21 protein-coding genes are annotated in these 25,005 nt (G+C 63.4%); 9 read left to right on the top strand and 12 right to left on the bottom strand.

What is annotated here, in order from left to right:
• Positions 1-455: 455 nt before the first annotated feature.
• The 3 genes from AC54AF_RS15295 to AC54AF_RS15285 form a co-directional block, all read right to left on the bottom strand.
• Positions 456-1,445, bottom strand: a complete 990-nt coding sequence (locus AC54AF_RS15295) for a porin (protein WP_496637215.1) — start codon at positions 1,443-1,445, stop codon at positions 456-458.
• A gap of 108 nt (positions 1,446-1,553) precedes the next feature.
• A complete protein-coding gene (locus tag AC54AF_RS15290; RefSeq protein WP_496637214.1) occupies positions 1,554-2,867 on the bottom strand; it encodes a dicarboxylate/amino acid:cation symporter in 1,314 nt (437 codons plus the stop codon).
• Positions 2,868-3,241: 374 nt separating this feature from the next.
• Positions 3,242-5,575, bottom strand: a complete 2,334-nt coding sequence (locus AC54AF_RS15285) for a catecholate siderophore receptor Fiu (RefSeq protein ID WP_496637213.1) — start codon at positions 5,573-5,575, stop codon at positions 3,242-3,244.
• Positions 5,576-5,866: 291 nt separating this feature from the next.
• Here AC54AF_RS15285 and nudC point away from each other — a divergent pair, with 291 nt between their 5' ends.
• Positions 5,867-6,703, top strand: coding sequence for an NAD(+) diphosphatase (gene nudC, locus AC54AF_RS15280; RefSeq protein WP_496637212.1), 837 nt, complete (start codon positions 5,867-5,869; stop codon positions 6,701-6,703).
• A gap of 78 nt (positions 6,704-6,781) precedes the next feature.
• Positions 6,782-7,348 carry a GTP cyclohydrolase I FolE gene (gene folE / locus AC54AF_RS15275; protein ID WP_034754386.1) on the top strand — a complete coding sequence of 189 codons (567 nt, stop codon included), beginning with the start codon at positions 6,782-6,784 and terminating at the stop codon, positions 7,346-7,348.
• A gap of 56 nt (positions 7,349-7,404) precedes the next feature.
• Here the strand turns inward: folE and AC54AF_RS15270 are convergent, their stop codons facing one another.
• Positions 7,405-8,247 carry an AraC family transcriptional regulator gene (locus AC54AF_RS15270; RefSeq protein ID WP_496637211.1) on the bottom strand — a complete coding sequence of 281 codons (843 nt, stop codon included), beginning with the start codon at positions 8,245-8,247 and terminating at the stop codon, positions 7,405-7,407.
• Between the two features lie 166 nt (positions 8,248-8,413).
• On the opposite strand from AC54AF_RS15270, the gene AC54AF_RS15265 reads away from it, so the two are divergent.
• Positions 8,414-8,851: a hypothetical protein gene (locus tag AC54AF_RS15265; protein WP_496637210.1), complete on the top strand. Its 438-nt coding sequence runs from the start codon at positions 8,414-8,416 to the stop codon at positions 8,849-8,851.
• Here the strand turns inward: AC54AF_RS15265 and AC54AF_RS15260 are convergent.
• A complete protein-coding gene (locus tag AC54AF_RS15260; protein ID WP_131688878.1) occupies positions 8,845-9,210 on the bottom strand; it encodes a hypothetical protein in 366 nt (121 codons plus the stop codon). The two genes, AC54AF_RS15265 and AC54AF_RS15260, sit on opposite strands and share 7 nt — an antisense overlap.
• A gap of 312 nt (positions 9,211-9,522) precedes the next feature.
• On the opposite strand from AC54AF_RS15260, the gene AC54AF_RS15255 reads away from it, so the two are divergent.
• Positions 9,523-11,163: a methyl-accepting chemotaxis protein gene (locus AC54AF_RS15255; RefSeq protein ID WP_496637209.1), complete on the top strand. Its 1,641-nt coding sequence runs from the start codon at positions 9,523-9,525 to the stop codon at positions 11,161-11,163.
• A gap of 4 nt (positions 11,164-11,167) precedes the next feature.
• Here AC54AF_RS15255 and AC54AF_RS15250 read toward each other — a convergent pair whose 3' ends face one another.
• Positions 11,168-11,593 (bottom strand): hypothetical protein, encoded by a 426-nt coding sequence (locus AC54AF_RS15250; protein ID WP_131688880.1) that lies wholly within the window; start codon positions 11,591-11,593, stop codon positions 11,168-11,170.
• 200 nt (positions 11,594-11,793) lie between these two features.
• Here AC54AF_RS15250 and AC54AF_RS15245 point away from each other — a divergent pair, with 200 nt between their 5' ends.
• On the top strand, positions 11,794-12,492 hold the full coding sequence (locus AC54AF_RS15245) for a glutathione binding-like protein (RefSeq protein ID WP_496637208.1): 699 nt from the start codon (positions 11,794-11,796) through the stop codon (positions 12,490-12,492).
• 7 nt (positions 12,493-12,499) lie between these two features.
• Here the strand turns inward: AC54AF_RS15245 and uraH are convergent, their stop codons facing one another.
• On the bottom strand, positions 12,500-12,913 hold the full coding sequence (uraH, locus tag AC54AF_RS15240) for a hydroxyisourate hydrolase (protein ID WP_496637207.1): 414 nt from the start codon (positions 12,911-12,913) through the stop codon (positions 12,500-12,502).
• Between the two features lie 8 nt (positions 12,914-12,921).
• Positions 12,922-13,416, bottom strand: coding sequence for a GlcG/HbpS family heme-binding protein (locus AC54AF_RS15235; protein ID WP_496637206.1), 495 nt, complete (start codon positions 13,414-13,416; stop codon positions 12,922-12,924).
• Positions 13,417-13,554: 138 nt separating this feature from the next.
• Here AC54AF_RS15235 and AC54AF_RS15230 point away from each other — a divergent pair, with 138 nt between their 5' ends.
• Together AC54AF_RS15230 and AC54AF_RS15225 are read left to right on the top strand one after the other, a co-directional pair.
• A complete protein-coding gene (locus AC54AF_RS15230; protein WP_496637205.1) occupies positions 13,555-14,262 on the top strand; it encodes a heavy metal response regulator transcription factor in 708 nt (235 codons plus the stop codon).
• Positions 14,259-15,659: a heavy metal sensor histidine kinase gene (locus AC54AF_RS15225; RefSeq protein ID WP_496637204.1), complete on the top strand. Its 1,401-nt coding sequence runs from the start codon at positions 14,259-14,261 to the stop codon at positions 15,657-15,659. Before AC54AF_RS15230 ends, AC54AF_RS15225 begins: the two co-directional genes overlap by 4 nt.
• Here AC54AF_RS15225 and AC54AF_RS15220 read toward each other — a convergent pair.
• The 3 genes from AC54AF_RS15220 to AC54AF_RS15210 all read right to left on the bottom strand — a co-directional run bounded on the left by AC54AF_RS15220 (position 15,656) and on the right by AC54AF_RS15210 (position 21,973).
• On the bottom strand, positions 15,656-18,994 hold the full coding sequence (locus AC54AF_RS15220) for a DEAD/DEAH box helicase (protein ID WP_496637203.1): 3,339 nt from the start codon (positions 18,992-18,994) through the stop codon (positions 15,656-15,658). The genes AC54AF_RS15225 and AC54AF_RS15220 overlap by 4 nt on opposite strands.
• A 174-nt stretch (positions 18,995-19,168) precedes the next feature.
• Positions 19,169-20,875 (bottom strand): methyl-accepting chemotaxis protein, encoded by a 1,707-nt coding sequence (locus AC54AF_RS15215; protein WP_496637202.1) that lies wholly within the window; start codon positions 20,873-20,875, stop codon positions 19,169-19,171.
• Positions 20,876-21,082: 207 nt separating this feature from the next.
• On the bottom strand, positions 21,083-21,973 hold the full coding sequence (locus AC54AF_RS15210) for a LysR family transcriptional regulator (RefSeq protein WP_496637201.1): 891 nt from the start codon (positions 21,971-21,973) through the stop codon (positions 21,083-21,085).
• 124 nt (positions 21,974-22,097) lie between these two features.
• Between AC54AF_RS15210 and AC54AF_RS15205 the strand changes: the two genes are divergently transcribed.
• Both AC54AF_RS15205 and AC54AF_RS15200 read left to right on the top strand, forming a co-directional pair.
• The gene (locus tag AC54AF_RS15205) at positions 22,098-23,279 is read left to right on the top strand and encodes a serine hydrolase domain-containing protein (RefSeq protein WP_496637200.1); all 1,182 of its coding nucleotides are present in this window, start codon (positions 22,098-22,100) and stop codon (positions 23,277-23,279) included.
• Positions 23,276-24,466, top strand: coding sequence for an MFS transporter (locus tag AC54AF_RS15200; protein ID WP_496637199.1), 1,191 nt, complete (start codon positions 23,276-23,278; stop codon positions 24,464-24,466). Before AC54AF_RS15205 ends, AC54AF_RS15200 begins: the two co-directional genes overlap by 4 nt.
• Here AC54AF_RS15200 and AC54AF_RS15195 read toward each other — a convergent pair.
• Positions 24,431-24,976 carry a DinB family protein gene (locus AC54AF_RS15195; RefSeq protein WP_496637198.1) on the bottom strand — a complete coding sequence of 182 codons (546 nt, stop codon included), beginning with the start codon at positions 24,974-24,976 and terminating at the stop codon, positions 24,431-24,433. The genes AC54AF_RS15200 and AC54AF_RS15195 overlap by 36 nt on opposite strands.
• Positions 24,977-25,005: the final 29 nt, after the last annotated feature.

Raw genomic sequence — 25,005 nt, 5'->3', positions numbered from 1 at the left:
ATTTCGCCTGGGCATTCATCTGCTCAAGGTAATGGTTGACCGTATCGACCAGCACCGGATCTTCCGGGTGCTGCAGCAGACGGATCACGTCGCGGTTCAGTTCCAGCGTCTTGGGCAGGAAGTCGTATTTCTCCAGCGCGTTTTCCAGGCTGCTGACATACACCTCCAGGCGTTGCGCGCCGCTGGCCTGCAGCTTGCCGATGGCGATGCGTTCGGTCCAGAAATACACGAGCCAGACGGTGGCCAGACAGGCGGCCAGCACCACGCCCCAGGCCAGCGTTTCGCGGCCCGACCGTTGTGACAGGCGCTGGCGCCAGGAAAGGGAGGGTTTGTTACTGCTATTCATAAAATCAGCTGCCAACTTGCAAGAACCCACAGTATCGCATTTAAGTAATCGCGGAAATAAAAAAGCCGCCGGATGTGCATCCGGCGGCCTGCGCTAGCGTGAGCCGCGATCAGAAGGTGTGGCGCATACCTAAATTGAAACCGCTGGTGCCGGTGCCATCGTCGGTGGCATTGCCGACGACGAAGGTGGCGCCGTTCTTGTTGCTGATGTGGCCGTAACCGGTGTACAGGTCGCTGCGCTTGGACAGGGCGTAGAACGCGCCGATGGCCCACTGCTGGGCGTCACGGTTTGCGTTGCTCTTGTCGTTGTGGCGGATGTACGACGCGACCAGTTTGGCGGCGCCGAACGGTGCGCTGAGACCGAGCAGGATGTCGTTGCTCTTGCTGTTGTCACGGGCGCGGTTGTCGGCATAGCCGAAGTTGCCTTGCACGACGCCAAAGTCATAGCGCGTGGCCAGCAGGGTGTTGCGCGTTTGCTTCGCCTGCAAATCTTCCATGCGGTGGTGCGTCAGGGTCACGTTCAGCGGGCCGTCGATGTAATGCACGGCGCCGCCCATGCTGCGGTTTTTCGCATTGTCGCCGGCCACTTCGCCAAAGCCATACGCCAGGTCGGCCGACAGCTTGCTCCAGGTCGGCGTGCTGTATTGCACCATGTTATCGACGCGGTAATTCGTCGCCATAATGTTCGATGCCGTGCCGGCCAGGCCGATGACAAACGGATCGGCCACGTCGCGCAGGGCCAGGTAGTACGGAGAGTATTGGCGGCCCAGGGTGACGGCGCCGGCGCTGCCGGTCAGGCCGACGTACGCCTGGCGGCCGAACAGCCGGCCGCCCTGGCCCGAGGTACCGGTGTCGATATTGAAACCGCTTTCCAGCACGAAGGTGGCGGCCAGGCCACCACCGAGGTCTTCCTTGCCTTTGAAGCCGATGCGCGAGCCCGAGGCGACGCCGGAAGCGACGCGGTTCAGGCGGTCTCCAGCCGCATCCTTGTCGAACACCAGGCCGGCGTCTGCCACGCCATACATGGTCACGTTCGATTGGGCCAGCGCGCCGCCGGAAGCTGCGCCAAGGGCCAGCAGGGTAAACAGGACTTTTTTCATGAAAATCTCTCTAATAAGTTGGGATGACTACTGATCGCACTACCTGACTGCTTGTTACTCAACATCGACAACAAATAAATGGCCCGCTTGTGGCGGGCCATGGCGCTATCAGGCTTTGCTAGCGTGATCCGCTTCGCCCCAATGGCTTTCCGTGTTCAGGTTGGCCGCGTTGGCTGCGGCTGCTTCTTCCTCGGTGGCCAGGCCACCTTCCCACTTGGCGACGACGGCCGTGGCGACGGCATTGCCGACCGCGTTGGTGGCCGAACGGCCCATGTCGAGGAATTGGTCGACGCCCATCAGCAGCAGCAAGCCCGCTTCCGGAATATTGAACTGGTTCAGGGTAGCGGCAATCACCACCAGCGAGGCGCGCGGTACGCCGGCCATGCCTTTCGAGGTCAGCATCAGCAGCAGCAGCATGGTGATCTGGGTGCCGAGCGACAGGTCGATACCATAGGCTTGCGCGATGAACAGCACGGCAAAGGTGCAGTACATCATCGAGCCATCGAGGTTGAAGGAGTAGCCCATTGGCAATACAAAGCTGGAAATCTTGCGGTCCACGCCGAACTGGTCGAGCGCCGTCAGCAGTTTTGGATACGCAGCTTCCGAGCTGGCCGTCGAGAATGCCAGCAGGAACGGTTCGCGGATCAGGCCGACCAGTTTGAAGATGCGCGGGCCGATGACGACGAAGCCGGCGCCGATCAGCAGGGCCCACAGGCACAGCAGGCCTACGTAGAAGCCGCCCATGAACTTGGCAAACGTGACGAGCACGCCCAGGCCGTGGGTGGTGATGACGGAGGCCATGGCAGCGAACACGGCCAGCGGGGCCAGGTTCATGATGGTGCCGGTGATGCGCAGCATGACTTGCGCCAGCTGGTCGACGACGGCCGTCAGGGTCTTGCCCGATTCGCCCAGGCCGGCCAGTGCGCCGCCGAAGAAGATCGAGAACACCAGCACTTGCAGGATTTCATTGTTGGCCATGGCCTCGATCGGCGACTTCGGCACCAGGTGCGTGAAGAAATCTTTCAAGGTGAAGGCGGCCGTTTTCAAGTTGGTCGACGCGTGTACGTCCGGCAAAGGCAAACCGAGGTTGGTTCCGAGCTGCATCAGGTTCGACAGCACCATGCCCAGCGCCAGCGACACCAGCGAGGCGACGACGAACCAGCACATGGCTTTCAGGCCGATGCGGCCCGCCGTCTTGCCGTCGCCCATGTGGGCGATACCGACCGTCAGGGTGGAGAACACCAGCAGCGCAATGATCATCTTGATCAGGCGCAGGAAGACGTCGGTGACGATGGAAATATTGCCAGCGATCTGGGCGCTGAGCTTGGCATCAGGGAAGGCGGTGTTGCATCCATAGCCCACGGCAATGCCGAGGATCATGGCAATCAGGATGTACAGGGTTAATGGCCGTTTCTTTTTCATTTTGACTCCTCCGGTGAAACGCCGCTGTGAGCGGATTATTGATAGCGAGCAACTCAAGCTTGGAGTCAATATTTCTCAAAAACAAGCCCTTGCGTGCCAGCGATTATTTGCAGCAAAACCTGTACATAGCAAAGGATATGCCTGAAATCGGAATTTGCACCCTAACTTCTTAAGTTGTTGATTTCAGGAGGATTTTTTGTTGCAAAGATGTCGCAATCTTGCATGCTTGCGCGAAATATTGGACGCGCAAGCGCATCGCTGTATGACTTTTCATACGCTAGTCGCGGCAGGGTGGCGCTACGCCAAAAAAGCAAGATTATCAGGACAATAAAAAAGCCCCTCCGAAGAGGGGCCCGATGTGACGCAATGTGTGTTTAGAACTTGACATTCGCCGTCAGGCTGAACGAACGGGGCTGGCCCGGGGTGTAGCGGAAGCCGGACTTGTTGATGGCTGCCACATAGGTCTTGTCGGCCAGGTTGTAGGCGTTCAACTGCAAGTCGAGGTTCTTGTTGACGGTGTAGGTTGCCATGGCGTCGACAACCCAATAGGCATCCACGCGGGCCGGCGTGCCGACGGCGCCATCGGTGCCGCGTAGCATTTCACCCACGTAACGCGCGCCGCCGCCGATCTTCAGGCCGAACGGCAGGGTGTACGAGGTCCAGCTGGTGAACGCCTGTTTAGGCGTGTAGCTGAGGTTATTGATGCCGCTGGCCGTGACGACCTTGCCCGACTCGACCTTGGTATTCATGCGCGTGTAGCCGGCGCTGACCAGCCAGTTCGGCATGATCTCGCCCACCACGCCCAGTTCCAGGCCTTGCACGCGCTTCTTGCCCGTCTGGTAATAAATGGTCGAGATGACAGGATCCTGTTCCACTTCATTCTTGACGGTGGTCTGGTAGACGGCGGCCGACAGCGACAGTTTTTGCTTCAGGAAGTCCCACTTGGTGCCGATTTCCTTGGTGATGGTTTCCTGTGGGTCATAGTTCAGGTTTTGCGCGCTGTTGGCGGCGCTGCTCAGGGCAAAATTGGTGCCTGGCGGCGCTTTCGACGTGGCCAGCAAGGCGTACACGCTGCTGTCCGGCGTCGGCTTGTACATGGCCGAGATCTTGCCGTTGGCCAAGGTGTCGCTCAGGGTCAGGTGGGCAGGAATTCGCGTGCCGACCGGCAATGGTTGCACTGCAGGCGCAGTCACGGCTCCTTGCAGGGTGACGGCGTCATACGTGGTGTTGAAGTGGTCGAAGCGCACGCCGCCGTTGAAGAGCCACTTGTCGCCGAACTTGACGGTGTCGAACACATACAGGCTTTGCGTGTTGACTTCGCCTTCCGTGAAGGCGCCGCTGCGCACGGGGTTGTGGCCGGTGACGGTGTCGCGCGGATTCGGGTGGTACAGGTTCGCTGCCGGCAAGGTGCCCAGGGTGGCTGGCACATAGCTGTAGTTGGTCTGTTTTTCGCTGGTGAACTCGGCGCCTGCCACCAGGGAGTGCTTCAGCACGCCCGTGTCGAATTGCGCGCTGACCACGGTCTGGTTGGTCAGGATCGTGTTTTCCTGGTCCTTCACGGTGCGCAGCGAGCGCGCCAGGGTCCAGGTCGACGGATCGGTCGGGGCCGGCGTCTTCAGGTTGCCCATGCTGCCCATGAAGGCCGTCAGCAGGTAGTCCTGCTGGGTCTTGCCGTAGCGCGTGGTGTTCTGGATCTGCACGTTCGGCGAGAAATCATGGTCGATGCGCAAGGTGCCCATGTCGGCCTTGACCTTGTCGTAGTCCGCGGTGGAACCGTAGAAATTCTTCGGGTCGACCCTGGCGGCGCTGTTCAGGAAGGTGCGGATGACCGGTTGCTCCTTCGTGGCGACGTCCGGCGCCGAGTAGCCAGGCAAGCCGATGGTCGGCACGCCGCCGTCGGGCACGTTGTTTTGATCCACGTGCAGGTAGCTGGCCGTGATGCGCGTCGGTTTGCCGATACCGAAGGTGACGGTGGGCGCGAAGGCCCAGCGTTTGTTCTTGACTTCATCGCGCGCCGCGTTGCCGCTGTCCTGCGTCATCAGGTTCAGGCGCATGGCCGTGCCCGAGTCGCTGTCGAGCACGCGGTTCCAGTCGGCCGTGGCGCGTTTCTGCTTGCCGCTGCCCGCCGTCAGCAGCGAATTGAATTTGTTTTCCATGGTCGCCGTCTTGCTGACCAGATTGATCGAACCGGTTGGCGAACCGCGGCCACTGTCCGTGCCTGCCGGGCCTTTCAAGACGTCGATCTGTTCGATGTTGAAGACGTCGCGCGAGATGGAACCCACGTCGCGCACGCCATCGACATAGATGCTGCCGGACGAATCGAAACCGCGCATGTAGACGGCGTCGCCCGTGTTCGTGTTGCCGTTTTCACCGAGGAAGAACGTGCCGACGCCAGGCGTGTTGCGCAGCGCGTCCGTCAGGGTCAGCGCGCCTTGCTGTTCGATCAATTCCTTCTTGATCACGACGATGGTTTGCGGCGTGTTGACCAGCTCTTCCGTGTATTTCGGCGACGAGGCTTTTTCGGCCTTGAAATCATTTTCCTTGGAGCCCACGACCTTGATTTCGTTCAGGGTTTGCTGCGCTGCCGGGGCGCTCTGGCCGGCCGGGTCTGCCGCCTGGGCGGCGACGGGCAGCAGCATCACGGCCAGGGCGGCGCCGATGTGCTGGTTGAAACGGGTTGGGGCGTGTTTGCGGCTCTTGATTGCCATCTTGCTCTCTCGATAAGGTCAGGTAGTGGTTCCTGGCTGGCTCTGCGCCGCTGTGCTTGGGCATGCGGGCAAGTGGCTGGCGATGGAGACGGAAGGCCGTATTGTAATAACTGGGCGCTATTTCGTAAATGAGAATCGTTATCAGTATCGTTTACGCAACGGATTGGGTGTGCCGCAAAAAATACACTGTCATGGCCCATGAATGCTTGCTTTGCGGCCCTGCCGCTGCTATGCGCGCAAGCGTCCGCCGGCCAGAGTATGATGAGCAACCTTTACAAATTTCTTCCGAGCATGCTGCAGACTCCCGATGCCTTCGTCCCCCTGATCGATGCGCCTGAACCGGCCCCGGCCGCCAGCGAGACGCTCACCTTTGTCTTCCACCGCGGGCGCCTGCTGTTGCGTACGCCCGAGCTGACCCTGCCCACTGCCGCCGAGGCGGCCGCGCTCGATATCGACCTGCACCGCGCCCAGCCCGTGGGCCTGTGGCAGGGCCGTTATTGCCAGACCGTCTGGACGGATGACGACGTCTTGCCCGCTGCTGGCAGCCTGGCCTGGCACGGCATGCGTTCGCTGTTTAATGCCGTCGACGACGCTTTCCTGGGCCTGGCCAGCCGCGCCGTGCAGCTGGCCGAGTGGGCGCGCACGCACCGCCATTGCGGCGTGTGCGCCGCGCCCATGCGCCGCACGCGCGGCGAACGCTGTTTCACCTGCGCCGCTTGCGGCATGCTGGCGTACCCGCGCATTTCGCCGGCCATGATGGTGCTCATCCGCAAGGGCGACCAGGTGCTGCTGGCGATGCACAAGCATTCGCCATCGCAGCGTTTCAGTCCGCTTGCCGGTTTCCTGGAAGCGGGCGAATCGATCGAGGAAGCCGTGCACCGCGAAGTGATGGAAGAGGTGGGCTTGCGCGTGCATAACTTGCAGTACTTCATGAGCCAGTCCTGGCCCTTTCCCCATTCGCTGATGATCGCGTTTACGGCCGATTACCTCGATGGCGAGATCCGCCTTGACGAGAACGAGATCGCCGAGGCGCGCTGGTTCGGCCCCGGCGATGCGTGGCCGGAAGCGAGTTCGAGCGTGTCGATTTCCGCGCTGCTGGTGCGGGCGCACCGTCCGCCCACCGTATAGGCAAAGCAGGGGCTGCTCGGGCAGCTTGCCGCATTTTCTATATACTGGCGGCAATTGAAAATTTTAGGGTGGTTTAGCATGTCTCAAGAAGAATTCTCCGAAAACGACTGGCGCCGGCTGATCAGCAGCTTTGGCGAAGACCCGCAGCGTCCTGGCTTGCTGGAAACGCCAGCGCGCGTGGCGAAAGCCTGGAAGCACTGGACGTCGGGCTACGGCCAGGATCCGGTGGATTTGTTGAAAGCCTTTGAAGATGGTGCGGAACAGTACAACGAGCTGATCGTCGTGCGCGGCATCCCCGTCTACAGCCACTGCGAACACCATCTGGCGCCGTTCTTTGGCAAGGCCACCATTGGCTACGTGCCCAACGGCAAGATCGTCGGCCTGTCGAAACTGACGCGCCTCGTCGATTGCTTCTCCAAGCGCCTGCAAGTGCAGGAACGCATGACGATGCAGATCGCCAATGCCCTGATGGAAGTGCTGGAACCGAAATCGGTGGGCGTGGTCGTACGCTGCCGCCACCTGTGCATGGAAAGCCGCGGCATCCGCACGCCGGGCGAAGAAACCATCACCTCGGCCATGCTGGGCGAGATGCAGCCGAACCTGGCGCTGCGCACGGAATTTCTGGCGCTGGCACGCGAAAGCTGATTTTTCGGCGACGATGAATGACGAAGGCGGCAAATGCCGCCTTTTTTCATGTGCTTTTATATTCTCTTGGATTCCCGTTGCGCCAGATAGCGCGCCGGCGGCATGCCCACGGCCTTGCGGAACATGGTGACAAAACCGCTGGTGTTTTCATAGCCCAGTTCCAGCGCCACGGCTTTCACGCTGTGCCCTTGCGCCAGCCGTTGCAAGGCAAGGATGACGTGCAATTGCCGGCGCCAGCGGCCCACGCTCATGCCCATTTCCTCCATTGACTGCCGGCTCATGCTGCGCTCGCTCATGCCGATGCGGCTGGCCCATCCGGCCAGGGTGCTTTTATCGGCTGGCTGCGCCAGTAGCAGGGCGGCCAGACGGCGCAGGCGCGCATCGCGCGGCATCGGCAAATGCAAGTCTTCCACGGGCGCGGCCGCCAGTTCGTCGAGCAGCGTGAGCACCAGGCGCTCCTGCGCGCCCTGCAGCGCGGCCAGGGTGGGAAAGCCGGCCGCCTTGGCGATCAGTTCGCGCAGCAAGGGCGAGACGGCCACGGTGCAGCAGACGGCGGGCAAGGCCGGCGCCATGGCCGGCTCGATAAACAGGCAATAGCATTGCGCCTCGCCCACGCCCTGTGCGGCGTGCATCAGACCGCCCGGTATCCACACGGCGCACTGGGGCGGCACGATCCACACGCCGCTGTCCACTTCGCAATGAATCACGCCCCGCGTGGCGTACAGCAGCTGCCCCTTGCGGTGCTGGTGCGGCGCCTGTTCCGCGTCCTCGCGCACGCTGGCCAGACCCACGGCCAGCAAGGGCCGCAGCACGCCATCGACGTCGAAATCGAGGATGGAGGCGTCATCATCCAGGCCCAGGTGGGCCATCAGCATGCTTGGCAAGAGGGCATGGGGCATAGGGAGCTTTGGCTGGATTGAATAATATTGTGGCTATTTTATGCAATGACGCGCAATGCCGCCAACGGTATCGTATGGGCATCCGCAGCCCCGCTTCAACGGCAACCGCCGCCGCCAGTGTTCTGATGAAGGTGAGGAAGAACGGCAACCCCTGAAGGAGTCTCCCATGCAACTCGATTTGTCCACTTTTCCCTTCGTCTGGATGCGCCGCGACGGCGTGTCCGGCGCCCAGGCCGACGTGCTGTTCGCCCAGTTCGAGGCCCTGCTGGCGCGCCGGCAGGCGTTTGTCATCCTCAGCGAGGAAGGCTTTGATGAGGACGGGCATGCATACCCGCAGGAGGAGCGCAAGCGCGCCGTACTGTGGATGAAGCAGAACAAGGCTGCCATCCGCGCGTATATCCAGGGCATGGTGCTGATCGAACCGAGCGCGGCCAAGCGTCTGGCCGGCAAGGCTTTTGCCGTGCTATTTGGCAAGTTCTGGGGCTATCCCCTGCATTTCGGCACCAGCCGCGACGACGCGCTCGACATCGCCCAGCATTTGATCAGGGCCTGGCTGCCGCCGCGACTGCCGCCAGGCGACGGCAGCACGGCTGTGCATCAGTAGCGATAATCGTTGACGAAGTGTTTTGTAAAGTTGTACTTGCTGCCGCCGTCGAGCAAGTCGACCAGGCGTTTCGGCGCCGAGGCCGACATGAAGGCGTCGGCCGCGCCGCCCGTGCTGCGGAACTTCATGCCCGGGCTGAGGATCTGGTTGGCGCCGATTTTCAGGTGCTGGAAGCTTTTCGTTTTCTCATTGTTGAGGATGAAGTGCAATTCCTGCTTGAAGGTCAGGAAAGGGATCTTCAGCCACCAGCCTTCGTCCGTGCCACAGCTGGCGACGCTGGCAAAATGCGTGTTCTTGTCCGTCAGGGTGGGTTTGCCCAGGCGGTCGTTGATGCGTTTCATGGCTTCATTCTTGGTCATGCTGTGCTTTCGTGATTCATCTTGTATCCGGCATGCATTTTGACACATGCACGCCCCCCCGCCTGCCTTGCCAGCGCCTATCTGCCTGCTTTTTTACTGCAATGCAGCATCAATTCTCATCAATTGTCGCAACGCATTAACAACACCGGGCAAAAATCATTGCTTCCCGGCATTGTAAATATCGGTCGTTCGAGCGTATGCTGGAGCAGTCTGAACGGTGCCGCCAGAGCACCGTCGCCGCCGCATTCCTGGCCTGCCGGGCAGGACGCGGGCCACGCCCCACCGCCGCAAATAGATAGTTGGAGACACAGCATGAAGAAATTGACGTTCCAGCAGAAGTTATGGATTCCCCTGATTTGCAGCCTGTTGTGCATCACCGTTATTTTTGTCTATAACGCGCTGGAAGTGCGCAAGATCCGCATCGAGGAGCGCAGCGCCGACTTGAGCAATGCCGCCGACCTGGGCCTGGGCGCCGTCAAGATGTTCGGCGACCTGGCTGCCAGCGGCGCCTTGACGCAGGAAGAGGCGCAGAAGCAGGCCACGGCCGTCATCAAGAGCATGCGTTTCGGCGAGACCGGATATTTGTCCATCATCAACCTCGATGCCGTCGTCGTGATGAACCCCGCCGCGCCGCAAACCAATGGCAAGAACATGTCGGATTTTAAAGATGCCAACGGCACCTATCTGTACCGCGATATCGTCGCCGTCGGCAAGAGCGAGGCGGGCAAGGGTTTCGTCCACTATTATTTCCCCCGTCCCGGCCAGAAAAACCCCGAGCCGAAGATGAGCCGCGTGGTGGCTTACAAGCCATGGAGCTGGACCATCGTGGTGGGTGTCTACATGGACGATATCGACGCGGCCTTCCGCCAGTCACTGCTGACCTCGCTGGGCGTGCTGGTGCTGGTGTGCGGCCTGCTGGCGGCCGTCGTCGTGGCGATCAACCGCAGCCTGCGCCACGCGCTGGGCGGCGATCCCGAGTATGCGGCCGACGTGGCCGCCCAGATCGCGAATAACGATCTGAGCGGCGCCGTGCGTACGCATGCCAGCGACCGCCACAGCGTGCTGTACGCGATGAAAACCATGCAGGCCAACCTGGTCGATGCGATCAGTGAAATCCGCCACAGCGCCGAGACGATTGCCACGGCATCGAGCGAGATTGCCAGCGGCAATATGGACTTGTCGGCGCGCACGGAAATGCAAGCCAGTTCGCTGGAAGAAACGGCCGCCTCGATGGAAGAATTGACCTCGACCGTGACACAGAACGCGGGCAATGCCGTGCAGGCGAATGAACTGGCGCAATCGGCTTCCGCCGTGGCGCGCCAGGGCGGCGCCGTGGTGGCGCAAGTGATCGGCACCATGGACACCATCAACGCCTCGTCGCGCAAGATCGTCGATATCATCGGCGTCATCGACGGCATCGCCTTCCAGACGAATATCCTGGCCCTGAATGCGGCCGTGGAAGCGGCCCGCGCGGGCGAACAGGGGCGCGGTTTTGCCGTGGTGGCGTCGGAGGTGCGCAATCTGGCCCAACGCTCCGCTGGCGCTGCGAAGGAAATCAAGGAACTCATCGGCGCTTCCGTCGACAGCATCGCCGCCGGCAGTACCCTCGTCGCACAGGCCGGCACGACCATGGATCAGGTGGTCGCTTCCGTCTCGCGCGTAACCGATATCATGGCCGACATCACGGCCGCCTCGCACGAGCAAAGCACGGGTATTGGCCACGTCAACCAGGCGATCACGGAGATGGATAGCGTGACGCAGCAAAATGCGGCCCTGGTGGAACAGGCGGCGGCAGCGGCGTCGAGCATGCAGGACCAGGCGGCCGTGCTGGCGCAACTGGTGGCGCGCTTCAAGCTGTCGGCGCAGGAACCTGGGACGTCGCCGCGTCTGGCGGCCGCTGGCGCGCCACGCGCCGTGGCGAAAAAGCCGCTGCGCAGTTTGGCGGCGCGCTAAGGCCTTACTGGGCTGGCGCCGCCGCTTGCGGCGCCGGTTCGAATTCCAGCTTGTCATCGACGACCACGAATTGCCCGACCGGCTGGCCCAGGTCGGCTTTCGGGTCGTTTTCCATTTCCGTCAGCTCATTGCAGGTAGTTGTTTCCGCCTGCCACAGTTGCTTGCCCATGCGGATGTTCCACACGCCATCGCCGGCCGCGAACAGCTCGACGGTGATGTCGGCTGGCGCATCCGTCGACAGGGTATGCAGGCGCTGGCATTGCGGCAGATTGGTCGCCATCAGCTGCACTTCCACGGTATCTTGCCAAAAATAACGTTGCTGGCGGCGCACGGTCAGGGAGTGGTCTTGCCCATCGAACATATAGATGGCGAAGTCCTGGACACAGCCTGACAGCAGGACGGACAGCGTGACGATCAGGAGTTTGCGCATGGTCGGCTTTCTTGGTTTGTGCTCGGGAATGTGGGGATGCCTGCGTGACGGTGCTAGTGGGTGCTTGCCCTGACTGGGCGCCGTCTTGTTTTTCGCTTACGTGGCATTATATCCATGCATATCCGTTGCGGCGCGACAATAGTTATGCCAAGTCCGCCTGCCCCACCGCTTGTCCCACCTATCTACCTGGAAAGACCACGATGATCGACCTGTATTACTGGACCACGCCCAACGGGCACAAAGTGACGATGTTCCTGGAAGAAGCGGGCATCCCCTACAACATCATTCCCGTGCATATCGGCAAGGGCGAGCAGTTCAAGCCCGAGTTTCTCGCCATCGCGCCGAACAACCGCATCCCCGCCATCGTCGACCAGGCGCCGGCCGATGGCGGCGCGCCCCTGTCCCTGTTCGAGTCGGGCGCGATTTTGCAATACCTGGCCGAGAAAAGCGGGCAATTCCTGCCGATGGATGTGCGCGGGCGCGCCGAAGTCATGCAGTGGCTGTTCTGGCAAATGGGCGGCCTGGGTCCCATGGCAGGGCAAAACCACCATTTCGTGCAATATGCGCCCGAACCGATCGACTATGCCATCACGCGCTACGTGAATGAAACGAACCGCCTGTATGGCGTGCTGAACAAGCGCCTGGCGGACCGTGCATTCGTGGCCGGCGACACGTATTCCATCGCCGACATGGCGATCTACCCGTGGATCGTGCCGCACGCGCGCCAGCGCCAGACGCTGGAAGACTTCCCGCACCTGGCGCGCTGGTTCGCGGCGATTGCCGCCCGTCCCGCCACCGTGCGCGCGTATGCGCGGGCGGCCGACATCAACGTGCAGCCTACCGTCAGCGGCGACGCGAAAAGCGTGCTGTTCGGCCAGACGGCGAAGACGGTGGCGTGATCAACGGTCAGTTTCCCCGGTAAGTGGAAAACCCGAAAGGGCAGAGCAGCAAGGGAATGTGATAGTGCTGGTCGGTCTTTTCCACGTGGAATTGCACGGGGATTTCCGGGAAGAAGGTTTCCTGTTTCAGCCGTGCATAGTGCTCGCTCGTCTTGAAGACGATGCGGTAGTCGCCCGCCTGCATGGGCGTCTCGGCCGGATACATGGCCGCGATGCGCCCCTGCGCATTCGTCACGGCGCTGCTCAATTGCTTCCAGTCAGTACCCTTCTTTTGCTCCAGGGTCACCGTCACGCCCGCCGTCGGCTGGCCGCTTTGCAGGTCGAGGATGTGCACGCTCAAGGGATTGGCGGCGGCCAGGGCCATGCTGGACAGGCTGGCGAAGGCCAGGATGGCGGTGATTTTCTTCAGGTAAGTCATCATTGTCTCTTTCAAAGGGTGGGGGAATCGAGTTCGGGAATGGCGGCCAGGGCGGCCAGGGCGCAGGCGCGGTCTTGCTGCGCGCCACCGCCGCCGGCCACGCCGATGGCGCCGGCCACTTGCCCCTGGGCCATCAGCGGCAGGCCGCCACCGAGCAGTAGTAGCTCCGGCACGCTGGTCAAATTGCTCATGTCCGGATTGTTGCGGGCCGCCACGGCCAGCGCGTAGGTATCGCTCCTGGTGGACAGGGCCGTGTAGGCCTTGCGCCGGCTGGCCTCCATGTTGTGGGGACCGACGCCATCGGCGCGCTGCAGCGTCACGACATTGCCGCCACGGTCGAGCACGGTGACGACGATGTGCCGCCCTTGCGCCTGGCAAGCGGCCATGGCGGCATCGGCCAGCTTGTTGGCTGCCGCCAGCGAGAGGTCATCGACCTTGCGCAGCTGGGCGTGGGCCGGGCTGGCCAGCAGGCACAGCAGGGTAATGCCAGGAAGTAGAGAGTGCATGTGGCTATCCATTGAGTGAAGTGGCGCCAGTATGGCCAGTGTTGTCCTACGCGAAGATGATCGCCGCATGACATTTTTATCATCCGCGGCGGTCTGCGCGCGGCGTAAAATGGCCCATATTTCCTCAAGAAAGCTGCCATGCGCATCCTGGTCATCGAAGACGAACCGAAGACGGGCGACTATTTGCTGCGCGGCCTGGCCGAGTCCGGCTTTACGGTGAGCCTGGCGCGCAACGGCCGCGACGGCCTGCACATGGCCAGTACGGAGTCACCCGATCTCATCGTGCTCGACGTCATGCTGCCCATCATGGATGGCTGGCAAGTGTTGCGTGCGCTGCGGCTGCAGGAAGGCGGCGCGGACGTGCCCGTGATCTTCCTCACGGCGCGCGACGAGGTGCAGGACCGCGTGAAAGGGCTGGAGCTGGGCGCCGACGATTACCTGGTGAAACCGTTCGCCTTTGCCGAACTGGTGGCGCGCATCCGCACCCTGCTGCGGCGCGGGCCGCCCCGCGAAGACGACGTGATCCGCATCGGCGACATGGAAATCGACGTGATGAAACGCAAGGTCAGCCGGCAAGGCCAGCGCATCACCCTGACGGCCAAGGAATTCGGCTTGCTGCATTTGTTGGCGCGGCGCCAGGGCGAGGTCTTGTCGCGCTCCATCATCGCTTCGCAAGTGTGGGACATCAATTTCGAGAGCGACACCAACGTCATCGACGCAGCCATCCGCCGCCTGCGCAGCAAGCTCGACGATCCGTTCGAACCCAAGCTGATCCACACCTTGCGCGGCATGGGCTATGTCTGCGAATTGCGCGCGCCATCTGCTCCCGACAGCGGCGTCGCATGAAATTCTCGCAACTGCGCCGCTCGCTGACCCTGCGCGTCACGCTCGTGTTCGTGCTGATCGTGGCGCTCGTGTCGGCCGGGCTGGGCATGCATCTGTACCGCTCATTCGTGGCGGAAATCGAGCGCCGCGACGACATTTTGTTGCTGGGCAAACTGCGGCAGATCCAGCAGCTGCTCGGTAACGCGGGCACCCTCGACATCATCCGCGAACGGCCCCAGTATTTCCGCGACACCATGAGCGGGCAAGAAAATTCCCTGGTGCGCATCGTGCGCGCCGATGGCACGCGTTTGATCGACGTCAATCCGAACGGCGAGACGGTGGCGCATGCTGTTCCCGTGGCCGTCGATACGCCCGTCACGGACAGCGCCATCGTCAGCTGGACCAGCCGCGACGGCTATCCGGCCAGGGTCGTGGCGGCCAGCGCGCGCATCGGCGAGCCGGCGCAGATGGCCGACATTTCCGTGGCCAGGGTCTACGGCGACCGCACGGCCATGTTTGCCGCCTACCGCTGGCAGATCGTCGTCTCCGTCGCCGTCAGCGCGCTGGTGGCGGCCTTGCTGGCCAGCGTGATGCTGCTGCGGGGACTGCGGCCGCTGCGCAATATCGCCGCCCATGCGGCCTTGGTGCGGCCGGGCAAGCTGGAGCAGCAACTCGAGGCGAGCGGCGCGCCGACAGAACTCTTGCCTCTGATCCAGGCCCTGAACGCCATGCTGGCACGGCTGCAGGAAGGCTATGCGCGGCTGTCGCAGTTTTCCGCCGACCTGGCGCATGAATTCCGCACGCCCGTCACCAATCTGCTGGGGCAAAGTCAGGTGATGCTTGCCCGCCCCCGCAGCGCGCACGAGTATGAACAACTGGTGTCGTCGAATGTGGAAGAGCTGGAGCGGCTGTCGCGCATGATCGACAGCATGCTGTTCCTGGCGCGGGCGCAGCAGGATGAGATGATCCTGATTAAGCAAGCCTTGCCCGTGCAGGACGAATTTGTGAGGCTGGCCGATTTCTTTGAAGGCCTGGCCGAAGAGCGGGGTCTGGCGCTGGCGTGCCACGGCAGCGGCAATGTGATGGCCGAGCCGCAACTGCTGCGCCGCGCGCTGGGCAATTTGCTGTCGAACGCCATCCGCCACGCGGCGCCGGGCAGTACGATTTTATTGCGTTCACACGCGACAAGCGCGGGCGTGGAATTGAGCGTGAGCAACCTCGGCCCCGCCATCCCCGCGCGCCACTTGCCCCACCTGTTCGAGCGCTTCTACCGCGCCGACCCGGCCCGCAGCGATTCGGCCGCCTCCACAGGGTTAGGATTGGCCATCGTCACGGCCATCATGCAGTTGCATGGCGGCAGCGCGACGGTCGCGTCCGACGCGGCCGCCACGACGTTTACTCTTGTTTTCCCCGTTTAGCCCATTTCCACTAGGAACTCATGCATGCCCGTATGCGCCAATTGCGCGCAGGCGGGTGCAAAGTGCGGCAACTGCCCCCACAGCAAGGGGTTGCCGACGATGTACACATGGTGTTGCGCGCGCGTCAGGGCCACGTTGAGCAGGTTTGGCGTGGCCGCCGCCCACTGCGCGGCGCCGGCCGTGCTGTCGTCGGCGCCGAGGACCAGCATCACCACGCTTTGTTCCTTGCCCTGGAAGGTGTGCACAGTGCCCACCATCTGGCTGCTCCACTGGCGCAGTTCGCGCGCCGTCGGCGCCTTGCCATAGCCGAGGCGGCGGTCCCAGTCCATGTCCATGATGCGTGAACGCAATTCGTTGCGCACGGCCTTGAACGGCGTAATCACATACATGTCGGGCAGCCTGCCGTCGCGGCGATACAGTTTCAGCAGTACCTCCAGCACGAAATCGAGTTGCACGGGCACCACCTGCTTGTAGCTGACGGGACCAAGAGCGTCGATCCAGCAGCTTGGGCCCCGCGTGAGTCCCCGCGCGCCGGCCGGCGGCGTGCGCTCAGTTAAACCGTAGACCATCTTGTCTTCGTAGGCGATGCTGTTGGCCAGCGAAAACATCGGCTCCACGCAGCGGCGGTGTACGCGCAAGGGGCTGCCGATCCATAGCGGCTGTGCGCTGCCGGCGCCGACGACTGCGCCATAGCGGTTGGCCTTGTCCGCCAGGGTCTGCACGGATACGGACGTCGGCGCATAACTGCCATCGCGCGTGTGCGGCGACAGGGCGGACAGGGTGTGCACGAGGCGGCCCGGTACCGTGAACACGGGTTCGATCTGCAGCGGGTCGCCCACGACGACGACACGCTTGGCGCGCCACAGGCTGCCCAGCGCCGCTTGCGGCACGGCCTGGCCCGCTTCATCGATGAACAGCCAGCCCAGCGATTCGGGGCCCATGCCCTGGAACTGGCGCGCGAACGAGGCGAACGTGGTCGACACGACAGGCACCACCATGAACAGGCTGTGCCAGACCATGGCGATGTGCGACTGGTCATAGGCGCGCTTGTTTTTCAGCAATTTCGAGACAGCCAGCAAGTTGCCGCCAAAGCCGGGGCCGCCCTTCTTTGCCACTTCTGCCAGCCACGCTTCGTGCAGGGCCAGGGCCTTGGCGAACAGGCGCGAGCGCAGGCGCGCCAGCGCCGGTTCATGCCACAGGCCGCCAATTTGCAGGGCGTCACCGTCCAGCTCGTCCAGGGTCGCCGGCGCGATGATGGTGGGGAAACGCATGCGCGCGCGGCGCAGCAGTTCCGTGCTGTCATCCCATTCGCGCTGGCGCGATTGTGCCGTGCGCAGGGCGATGTGCAGGCTGTTGCGGGCCCGCTCGCAGCGCGGTTCCAGTTCGCCCTTCAGCAGCAGCTTGATGGCGGACACGTCGCGCGCGGCCTGGCGCTGCGCCTCGGCGTTGGCGACGACGGCCTCCTTGTAGGCGCGCGCCGGTTTTGTTCCGAACAAACGGGCAAAGAAGCCCGGTTGCGTTAGCGCCACCAGGCGTTCTTCTTCCAGCAATTCCTTCTTGCTGGCCAGCAGGGTGTCTTGCTGCGCCAGCGCGCCGGACAGGGCGCTGTTCGCCGCATCCATCTCTTGCTCGGCAGCGATCAGCGCCTGCTGGCTGGCCTCAATGAAGTTGGCTTCCGTGCAGGTGCCCACGGCTTGCCACAGGGCCGCGTACTGGGCGTGCTCGGCCAGGGCCTTTTCCACCACGTGTTCCGTCTCGCGAAACTCGCGCGCCGCCTGGGCGAAGCTGACGCCCTGGTAGCTGGCCAGCCATTGGCGGATATTCTGTGCGTTCGGCGTCTTGCGCGCCGTGGTTTTATCCCAGTCGTCGTCATAAAAATTGCTGACGAAGCGGCGGCGGTTGGCGCTGTTGCCCAGTGCACAGGACATCAAGCCCCATGGCGCTTCCGCCTCGCCCAGGGCGCGGTTGGCGCCATTGCCGTCGGCCACGACCCGGCGCGCCACGCTTTCAAAGTAGCGCGTGCGCGCCCATTCCTTGCCCAGCTGCTTGGGTTTCGGGAGGTCGCCGGAAATGTTTTCCACCGCTGCATTGTTCGACGATGCGACGACCATTTCAAAGCCCGTCAATTCCGGACGCAGGCGCGCGATGGTGATCGGGTCGCGCACGCCTTCGAAGGCCACGGCCACCTTGCCGATGAAGGCGTCGCCGGCGCGGTCCAGGCAGGACAGCACGCTGGCGCGACGCACGATGTTGTCGGCGAACAATTCACGCAACAAGGTCGTCTTGCCCGTGCCGGGCGGGCCGTTGACGGAAAAGATGCCCCGTTCGCTCAAGCCCGTGCGCGCGCCGTGGATGGCGAACTGCTGCATCAGGCTCATGGCGTAGCTGGCGTCTTCCAGCCAGTGTCCCCGGTTCATGTTCGCCGGATTGAGCATGGCGGCCAGCGCCTGGCGTCCGGCCGGGCTGTACAGGTCGATGCGCTCCTCCTGCGCCAGCGGCGTCAGATAGGCGGCGACCGTCGCGGGCAGCTTGCCCCCACGCAAGGCGCGGATGATCTGTTCCAGGTCATCGAGGTAAAAACTGTTGAGGATATCGATCGAGGGTTCCACCGCGTCGCCGAAGTCCAGGCTGCGGTTCTGGCTGGCCTCCAGCGTATCGGCGTCCGCCACGGCGGCGCGTTTCTTGCGCGTGCGCAATTCCAGCACGGCCAGCGGCTGGCCGGCCGACGGGTGGAAACCGGCCCAGTCGCGCAGCAGGTCGGCCAGGGCCGCCATTTCCACGCCGGACAGGGGAGACGAGACATTGCCGGCCTCGTCCGTCACTGGCTGCGGCGCGCGGCTTGCCGCGAAATTGCGCAGGCTGTCTTGCAGCGCCAGCTGGCTGTCGCTGAAGGCGTCCAGGCTCAGGCCTGACCAGTCAGGCGTGCGGGCGCGGCCCAGGGCCCACGGCAAGGTCGATACGGACACGGGATCGAACTGCGGCTCGCCCAGCGCATTGAGGTTCAGGCGGGCAAAGCACGAGCGTCCCAGCAGTTCTGTTTTTTCTGTTTCGGCAATGTTTTCCGGGCCATGGGCTGGCGGACAAACCTTGTTGATTTCAGCCTTGTCGAACACGCCGAGGAACAGCGAGAAGCCGTCGATCTCGCGGTCGGACGGCACTTGCCACTGCGTGGCGAACTGCAGCGGCAATTGCGCCAGCTGTTCGCGGTGCAGGAGACGCACGGTGGACTGGTCTTCAACGTCCGTGATTTGATTCAGGTCAAACGGGATAAAGAATTCGATCTTGTGCCAATACTCCAGGATAGCCAGGAGGCGCTGCTGTTCTGCCTGATTCATGATGACCAATATTTTGTAAAGCGAGCGAGGATTGTAAAGCGTATGCGCGGCGCACGTTTTGCACTTTTGCCTATTGCGCGGGCTTTGCCGCAAAAAAAGTGCTGTTTGCAGACGAAAAAAAGCCAGGCAGCAACTTCCTGCCTGGCCTACTCGTCTGGAGCTTGCTGCTATGACTTAAAACTCCTCCCACTCGCTTTCGGCGGCGGCATTGCTGCGGCGTGCCGGCGCGGCCGCGATGGCCTTGCGCGCGGGTGCGGGCTTGGCGGCGGGGCGTGCGATGGCGGGCGCTGCCGCTGCTGTGCGCACCGGCGTCAGCTTGGGAGCGCTGGCGACATGGTTGCCCGTTTTAAAGAAGCCTACCACGTGCGCCAGTTCGCCCGCCTGCTCCTGCATGCTTTGCGAGGCGGCCGCCGCTTCTTCCACCAGGGCCGCGTTTTGCTGCGTCACTTCATCCATCTGGGCAATGGCCATGTTGATCTGTTCGATGCCGATGGTCTGCTCGTGCGTGGCGGAAGTGATCTCGCCCATGATGTCGGTCACGCGCACGATGCTGTCGACGATGTCGCCCATGGTCTGGCCCGCTTCATTGACGAGGCGCGAACCCGTGTCCACGTTGGCCACCGAGGCGGCAATGAGTTCCTTGATTTCCTTGGCGGCCGAGGCGGAACGGTGCGCCAGGTTGCGCACCTCGGTGGCCACGACGGCGAAGCCACGGCCCTGTTCGCCCGCCCGCGCCGCTTCCACGGCCGCGTTCAAGGCCAGGATGTTGGTCTGGAAGGCGATGCCGTCAATGACGCCGATGATGTCGACGATTTTCTTCGACGATTCGTTGATGGTGCCCATGGTGTCGACCACTTGCGAGACGATGCTGCCGCCGCGCACGGCCACTTCCGACGCGCTTTTCGCCAGCTGGTTCGCCTGGCGCGCATTGTCCGCGTTCTGTTTCACGGTCGAGGTCAGCTCTTCCATGGCCGACGCCGTTTCTTCCAGCGAGCTGGCTTGCTCTTCCGTGCGGGAAGACAGGTCGAGGTTGCCGGCGGCAATTTCGCTCGATGCCGTGGAGATCGCCTCCGTGCCGTGGCGCACTTGCGCCACCACGCCCAAGAGGCTGGTGTTCATGGCTTTCAGGGCGCCCAGCAGGCGGCCCGTTTCATCGCTGGAATTGACGACGATGTGCGAGGACAGGTCGCCCGAGGCCACGGTTTCGGCCACGCTGACGGCCGCATTGATGGGCTGTGTGATCGAGCGTGTGATGATCCAGGCAACAAAAGCGCCCAGCAGCACGGCCACGCTGCCCAGGGCAATCATGGAGGCGCGCGCGCTCGCGCTCAGCGTCTCGGCGTCCGTTGCCGCCTGCGCCGCCTGCTGCGCTTCATAGGCGACCAGGCTGTCGAGCGCGCCCAGCACGATCTTCAGGCTCGGTGCCGCCTGCTGCGTCAAAAAGGCGATCGCTTCTTCCGTCTGGCCCGCATTGCGCAGTTCGATGACCTTGTTGTTCAGTGGCGCGCCCGATTTCAGGGCCGCGTCCAGTTCGGCCATCAGGGCCGTTTCCTTGTCCGTCGAGATTTTCTTTTGCAAGGTTTCCTTGGCGGCGCCGTACTTCTTGCGCGATTCGCCGATCTTCGCCAGTTCCGCCTGCACCAGCGCTTCCGTCGGCGCCACCACCACGCTGGTGATCGCCAGGGTAATGTTGCGCACGTTGTCGCTCATGGTATTGGCGGCGGCCATCTTGACGTTCTTGTCGGTCACGATGTCGTGCGTGCGTGCGCTCAGTTGCGCCATCGAGTACAGGCCGACGAGCAAGACGGCCACCAGCAGGCCGAGGACGACAGCAAACCCGATCCCGAGCCGGGTGCCGATTTTGAATTGTGTGAGTGACATGATTGCTTTCGTGGTGCGGAAGTGAAGGAAAACGTCGACAGGCCACGGCTACGGGTTTATACGTAAGGGCGACCAGCCTGTAATTGTTCCTCAAAATTCCGCACTGCAACACAAAAACTTGTATCAAGTCCCCGAAAAGTTTAAAAATTGGTAGCAAATTAAATAAGTTGTCGTGTGGAAACAACGAGCGCGGCGCCGGAGGCGGACTCAGTTTTCCGCAAACATGTGGGTGGCCAGGAAATCGATGAAGGCGCGCAGTTTCGGCGTCAGGTGGCGGCTGCTGGGCCACAGGATGCGCAGGGCGCCGTCGTGCTGGCGGTGCGCGTCCAGCACCGGCTGCAAACGGCCCGCGGCCAGCGCGGCGCGCACGGCAAAGTCGGGCAGGGCGGCGATGCCCAGGCCGCTTTCGGCAAAGTACAGCAGGGTCTCGACATTGTTGCAGTTGAGCAGTGCCGGCAAGCCGGCGGCCTGCAGGGCCTGCCACTCGGGCAAGGGCCAGGCCTCGACCTTGCCGCTGCTGGGAAATTTGTACAGCAGGCAAGTGTGATGCGCCAAGTCGGCCGGGAGCGTGGGTGTGCCGTGCTGCGCCAGGTAGGCGGGCGCGGCCACGAGTTGCAGCTGGAACTGGCCCAGCTGGCGGCTCATCAAACGGCTGTCGGCGCTTTCGCCCGCGCGCACGACGGCGTCGTAGCCTTCTTCGATCACGTCGACCCGGCGGTCGCTGAAATCGAGGTCCAGTTCCACCAGCGGGTAGGCGCGCGCGAACGCGGCCAGCACGGGATTGAGCAGGCTGCCCACCTGCGGCAGGCTGACGCGCAGCCGGCCTTGCGGCGCGCTCTTGCTATTCGATAACTCCAGCTCGGCCGCCTCGATCTCGCCCAGGATGCGCCGGCAGCGTTCGAGAAACACGGTTCCCTCGCTGGTCAGCGCGATGCTGCGCGTGCTGCGGTGAAACAGGCGCACGCCGAGGCGCTCTTCCAGCCGCGCGATGCTCTTGCCTACGGCCGAGGCGGAAATGCCGAGCACCCGGCCCGCCGCGACAAAACTGCGCGTCTCTGCCGCCTGTACGAAGGCCGTGAATCCCGCCAGATTATCCATGTCGCTTCAGTTTCCTCACCATTGATTGCGGATGAAAACATCCGCACAGACAGAAACTATAGCCTGTTTTTCTTTGATCGCGCCTGCCTTACCTTGGCAGTCTGATCATTTGAAAGGCTTAGCCATGATGTACAACTTCTCTCCTGCTGCCCTGTCCGCCCGTCTCGATCCCATGCTCGACGCCGTTTTGCAGCAGCAGCGCCTGGTGGGCGCCGTGGTGCTGGTGCGCCAGCGTGGCCGGGACGTGTATCGCCGCGCGGCCGGCTACCTGGACCGCGAGGCGGGCACGCCCATGGTTGAGGACGCAGTCTTCCGCCTCGCGTCCGTCAGCAAACCCATCGTCTCGACGGCCGCGCTGGCGCTGGTGGGGCAGCATCGCTTGCAGCTGGATGACCTGGTGGCGCGCTGGCTGCCGTATTTTGCGCCGCGCCAGCCGGACGGCGCCGTGGCGGCGATGACCGTGCGGCATTTGCTCACGCACACGGCCGGGCTCGACTACGGTTTCTTCCAGCCGCCGGGCGGCGCGTATGCGCAGGCGGGGGTATCGGACGGCATGGATGCGTCCCGTATTTCCCTGGAGGATAACCTGCGCCGCCTGGCCACCGTGCCGCTCGCGTATGCGCCGGGCGAGCGCTGGGCGTATTCGATCGCCACCGACGTGCTGGGCGCCGTGATCGAAGCGGTGACGGGTTTGCCGCTGGCGCACGCCGTGGCACAGCTGGTGACGGCGCCGCTGGCCATGCACGATACGGGTTTTGTAACCACGGATGCGGCGCGCCTGGCCGTCGCGTATGCGGACCGCGCAGCGGGAGAGTCCCGGCCGCGCCGCTTGCTCGATGCGGGGGATGACCATCTGCCGTTTCTCGACGGCATGGCAGGTTTTGCCTTATCGCCGGCGCGCGCGCTCGATGCACACGCGTTTCCGTCCGGCGGCGCCGGCATGGTGGGTTCGGCACCGGACTTCATGCGCCTGCTGGAAACCCTGCGCCTGGGCGGCGCACCGCTGTTGCCGCCGGCGCTGGCGCGCCAGGTGGGCGAAAATCAGACGGGAGATTTCGACTTGCCGTTCTGGCCCGGACGTGGCTTTGGCCTGGGGGTGACGGTACTGACCGACCCGCAACTGGCGGCCACGCCGGAGTCCGTGGGCAGCTGGCGCATGGGTGGCACGTATGGCCATTCGTGGTTTGTTGACCCGGCGCAAGAATTGTCGGTGGTGGCGTTTACGAATACGGCATTGGAGGGCATGGCGGGGCCGTTCGTGACGGAACTGTGCCAGGCAGTGTATGGCGCCAAGGAAATGCCATGACGCGCCCGCATCCCGTCGTCTTCCTTGCGCTGGGCTTGTTCGGCGTGTATTGCATCGAGTTTGGCGTCGTCGGCATCTTGCCGATGATCATGCAGCGCTATGGCGTGACGGCTGCGCAGGCGGGTTCATTGGTGAGCCTGTTCGCCCTCGTGATCGCCGTGGGTGGCCCCTTTCTCGTGCTGCTGGCCACGCGCTGGCGCCGCAAACCGGTGCTGATCGCCTCCCTGCTGGTGTTCGCGCTGGCCAGCGTGGCCTCGGCGTATGCGCCCCGCTTCGGGTGGCTGCTGGCGCTGCGCATCGTGCCGGCCCTGTTCCACCCCGTGTATTTCTCGCTGGCCATGGTGGCCGCCGCCGCCCTGTATCCGCCGCGGCAGGCGGCGCGGGCCGGTGCGCATGCGTTCACGGGCACCAGCATGGGCATGGTGCTGGGCATTCCGCTGACCACCTGGATCGCCGCCCAGTATGGCTACGAGGCATCGTTCCTCGCCTGTGCCCTCGTCAACGCCCTGGCCGCGCTGGGGCTGTACCTGTTCTTGCCGGACACGCCGCGCGAAGCGCCGCTGGCGTATGGCCGTCAATTGGCCGTGCTGCGCAAACCCGCCCTGTGGCTCAACATTGCCGCCGCCGTGCTGGTGTTTGCCGCCATGTTTGCCGTATATGCGTATGCGGCCGCGTTCCTGCAGCAGGAAGCGGGCTTGTCGGCACGCCAGACGGGGCTGGCGCTGGTGGTGTTTGGCGTGGGCGGCGTGGCCGGCAATCTGTTCGCGGGGCGCCAGCTGGGCACGCATGTGCTGCGCACGGTGGTGTTGCAACCCGTGCTGCTGGGGCTGGCGTACTGGCTGCTGTACCAGTCTGCGGACAGCGGTATCGGCTGGGCGGCGCTGGCCGTCTTGCTGCTGTTTTGGGGTGCGGCGCACACGAGCGGACTGATCGTGACGCAAGTGTGGCTCAGCAGCGAAGCGCGCGAGGCGCCCGCGTTCGCCATCGGCGTGTATATCGCCGCCATCAACCTGGGCGTGACGGTGGGCGCATTGGCGGGCGGCATGGCCATCGCGTCCTACGGCATGCCGGGGGCGCTGGCCTGCGGCGCGCTGTTGGGGGCCTTGGCGCTGGCAGCGATTGCCGTGAAAGCGTGGGTGTACCGCGCGCCGTCAGTCGGCAATATGGTTGGGGATGCGAAACAGTAAATCCGTGTCGCCGATGTCCACGCCCGTTTGCGACAGCAGGGTGCTGGCCTGGCCACGGTGGTGCGTCTGGTGATTGAAGAAATGCATGAGCAGGCTGAAAAACTCGCGCCGGTTCGGTCCCTTGCTGTTGCGGTAGTCCAGCAAATGGTCGAGGTCGGCTTCCCGGATGGAGGCGGCCCAGTCGATGATGAGCTGGTCCAGCCATTGCCGGTGCGCGTGCATGGCGGCAAAATCCTCGGCCGCGAACAGCGGGTGCGTGAGCGACGCGGGCGGCGTGATGGCGCGGATGGGGGCGAGCAGGGGGAAGCCGGCCGGGTGCTGCGCAAAGCGCTGCAGCCATAGTGTGTCGCCCACCATCACGTGGTTCAAGGTAGCCAGCAGGGAGCCGAAAAAGGCGCCCCGCTCGCGTTGCAGTTCGCCGGGCGGCAGGCTGGCCGCCGCTGCATACACCTTGGCATTCATCCACTGGTTGTAATCGGCCATCAGGCAAAGGTGGGCGCAACGGCTCATGCTGGACTCCTTGAGTGGATGAATGATGA

This window comes from Janthinobacterium sp. JF4, assembly GCF_059617925.1.
The sequence above is the reverse complement of the archived record's forward strand: the minus strand, read 5'-3'. Positions and strand labels throughout refer to the sequence as shown.

Coding starts and splice junctions, on each gene's coding strand:
- AC54AF_RS15290 (WP_496637214.1), bottom strand. CDS start 2,867: ATGAAAAAGAAACGGCCATTAACCCTGTACATCCTGATTGCCATGATC.
- uraH (WP_496637207.1), bottom strand. CDS start 12,913: ATGATGACTTACCTGAAGAAAATCACCGCCATCCTGGCCTTCGCCAGC.
- AC54AF_RS15255 (WP_496637209.1), top strand. CDS start 9,523: ATGAAGAAATTGACGTTCCAGCAGAAGTTATGGATTCCCCTGATTTGC.
- AC54AF_RS15250 (WP_131688880.1), bottom strand. CDS start 11,593: ATGCGCAAACTCCTGATCGTCACGCTGTCCGTCCTGCTGTCAGGCTGT.
- AC54AF_RS15225 (WP_496637204.1), top strand. CDS start 14,259: ATGAAATTCTCGCAACTGCGCCGCTCGCTGACCCTGCGCGTCACGCTC.
- AC54AF_RS15260 (WP_131688878.1), bottom strand. CDS start 9,210: ATGACCAAGAATGAAGCCATGAAACGCATCAACGACCGCCTGGGCAAA.
- AC54AF_RS15265 (WP_496637210.1), top strand. CDS start 8,414: ATGCAACTCGATTTGTCCACTTTTCCCTTCGTCTGGATGCGCCGCGAC.
- AC54AF_RS15200 (WP_496637199.1), top strand. CDS start 23,276: ATGACGCGCCCGCATCCCGTCGTCTTCCTTGCGCTGGGCTTGTTCGGC.
- AC54AF_RS15285 (WP_496637213.1), bottom strand. CDS start 5,575: ATGGCAATCAAGAGCCGCAAACACGCCCCAACCCGTTTCAACCAGCAC.
- AC54AF_RS15195 (WP_496637198.1), bottom strand. CDS start 24,976: ATGAGCCGTTGCGCCCACCTTTGCCTGATGGCCGATTACAACCAGTGG.
- AC54AF_RS15205 (WP_496637200.1), top strand. CDS start 22,098: ATGATGTACAACTTCTCTCCTGCTGCCCTGTCCGCCCGTCTCGATCCC.
- AC54AF_RS15230 (WP_496637205.1), top strand. CDS start 13,555: ATGCGCATCCTGGTCATCGAAGACGAACCGAAGACGGGCGACTATTTG.
- folE (WP_034754386.1), top strand. CDS start 6,782: ATGTCTCAAGAAGAATTCTCCGAAAACGACTGGCGCCGGCTGATCAGC.
- AC54AF_RS15215 (WP_496637202.1), bottom strand. CDS start 20,875: ATGTCACTCACACAATTCAAAATCGGCACCCGGCTCGGGATCGGGTTT.
- AC54AF_RS15235 (WP_496637206.1), bottom strand. CDS start 13,416: ATGCACTCTCTACTTCCTGGCATTACCCTGCTGTGCCTGCTGGCCAGC.
- AC54AF_RS15210 (WP_496637201.1), bottom strand. CDS start 21,973: ATGGATAATCTGGCGGGATTCACGGCCTTCGTACAGGCGGCAGAGACG.
- AC54AF_RS15295 (WP_496637215.1), bottom strand. CDS start 1,445: ATGAAAAAAGTCCTGTTTACCCTGCTGGCCCTTGGCGCAGCTTCCGGC.
- AC54AF_RS15245 (WP_496637208.1), top strand. CDS start 11,794: ATGATCGACCTGTATTACTGGACCACGCCCAACGGGCACAAAGTGACG.
- nudC (WP_496637212.1), top strand. CDS start 5,867: ATGCTGCAGACTCCCGATGCCTTCGTCCCCCTGATCGATGCGCCTGAA.
- AC54AF_RS15270 (WP_496637211.1), bottom strand. CDS start 8,247: ATGCCCCATGCCCTCTTGCCAAGCATGCTGATGGCCCACCTGGGCCTG.
- AC54AF_RS15220 (WP_496637203.1), bottom strand. CDS start 18,994: ATGAATCAGGCAGAACAGCAGCGCCTCCTGGCTATCCTGGAGTATTGG.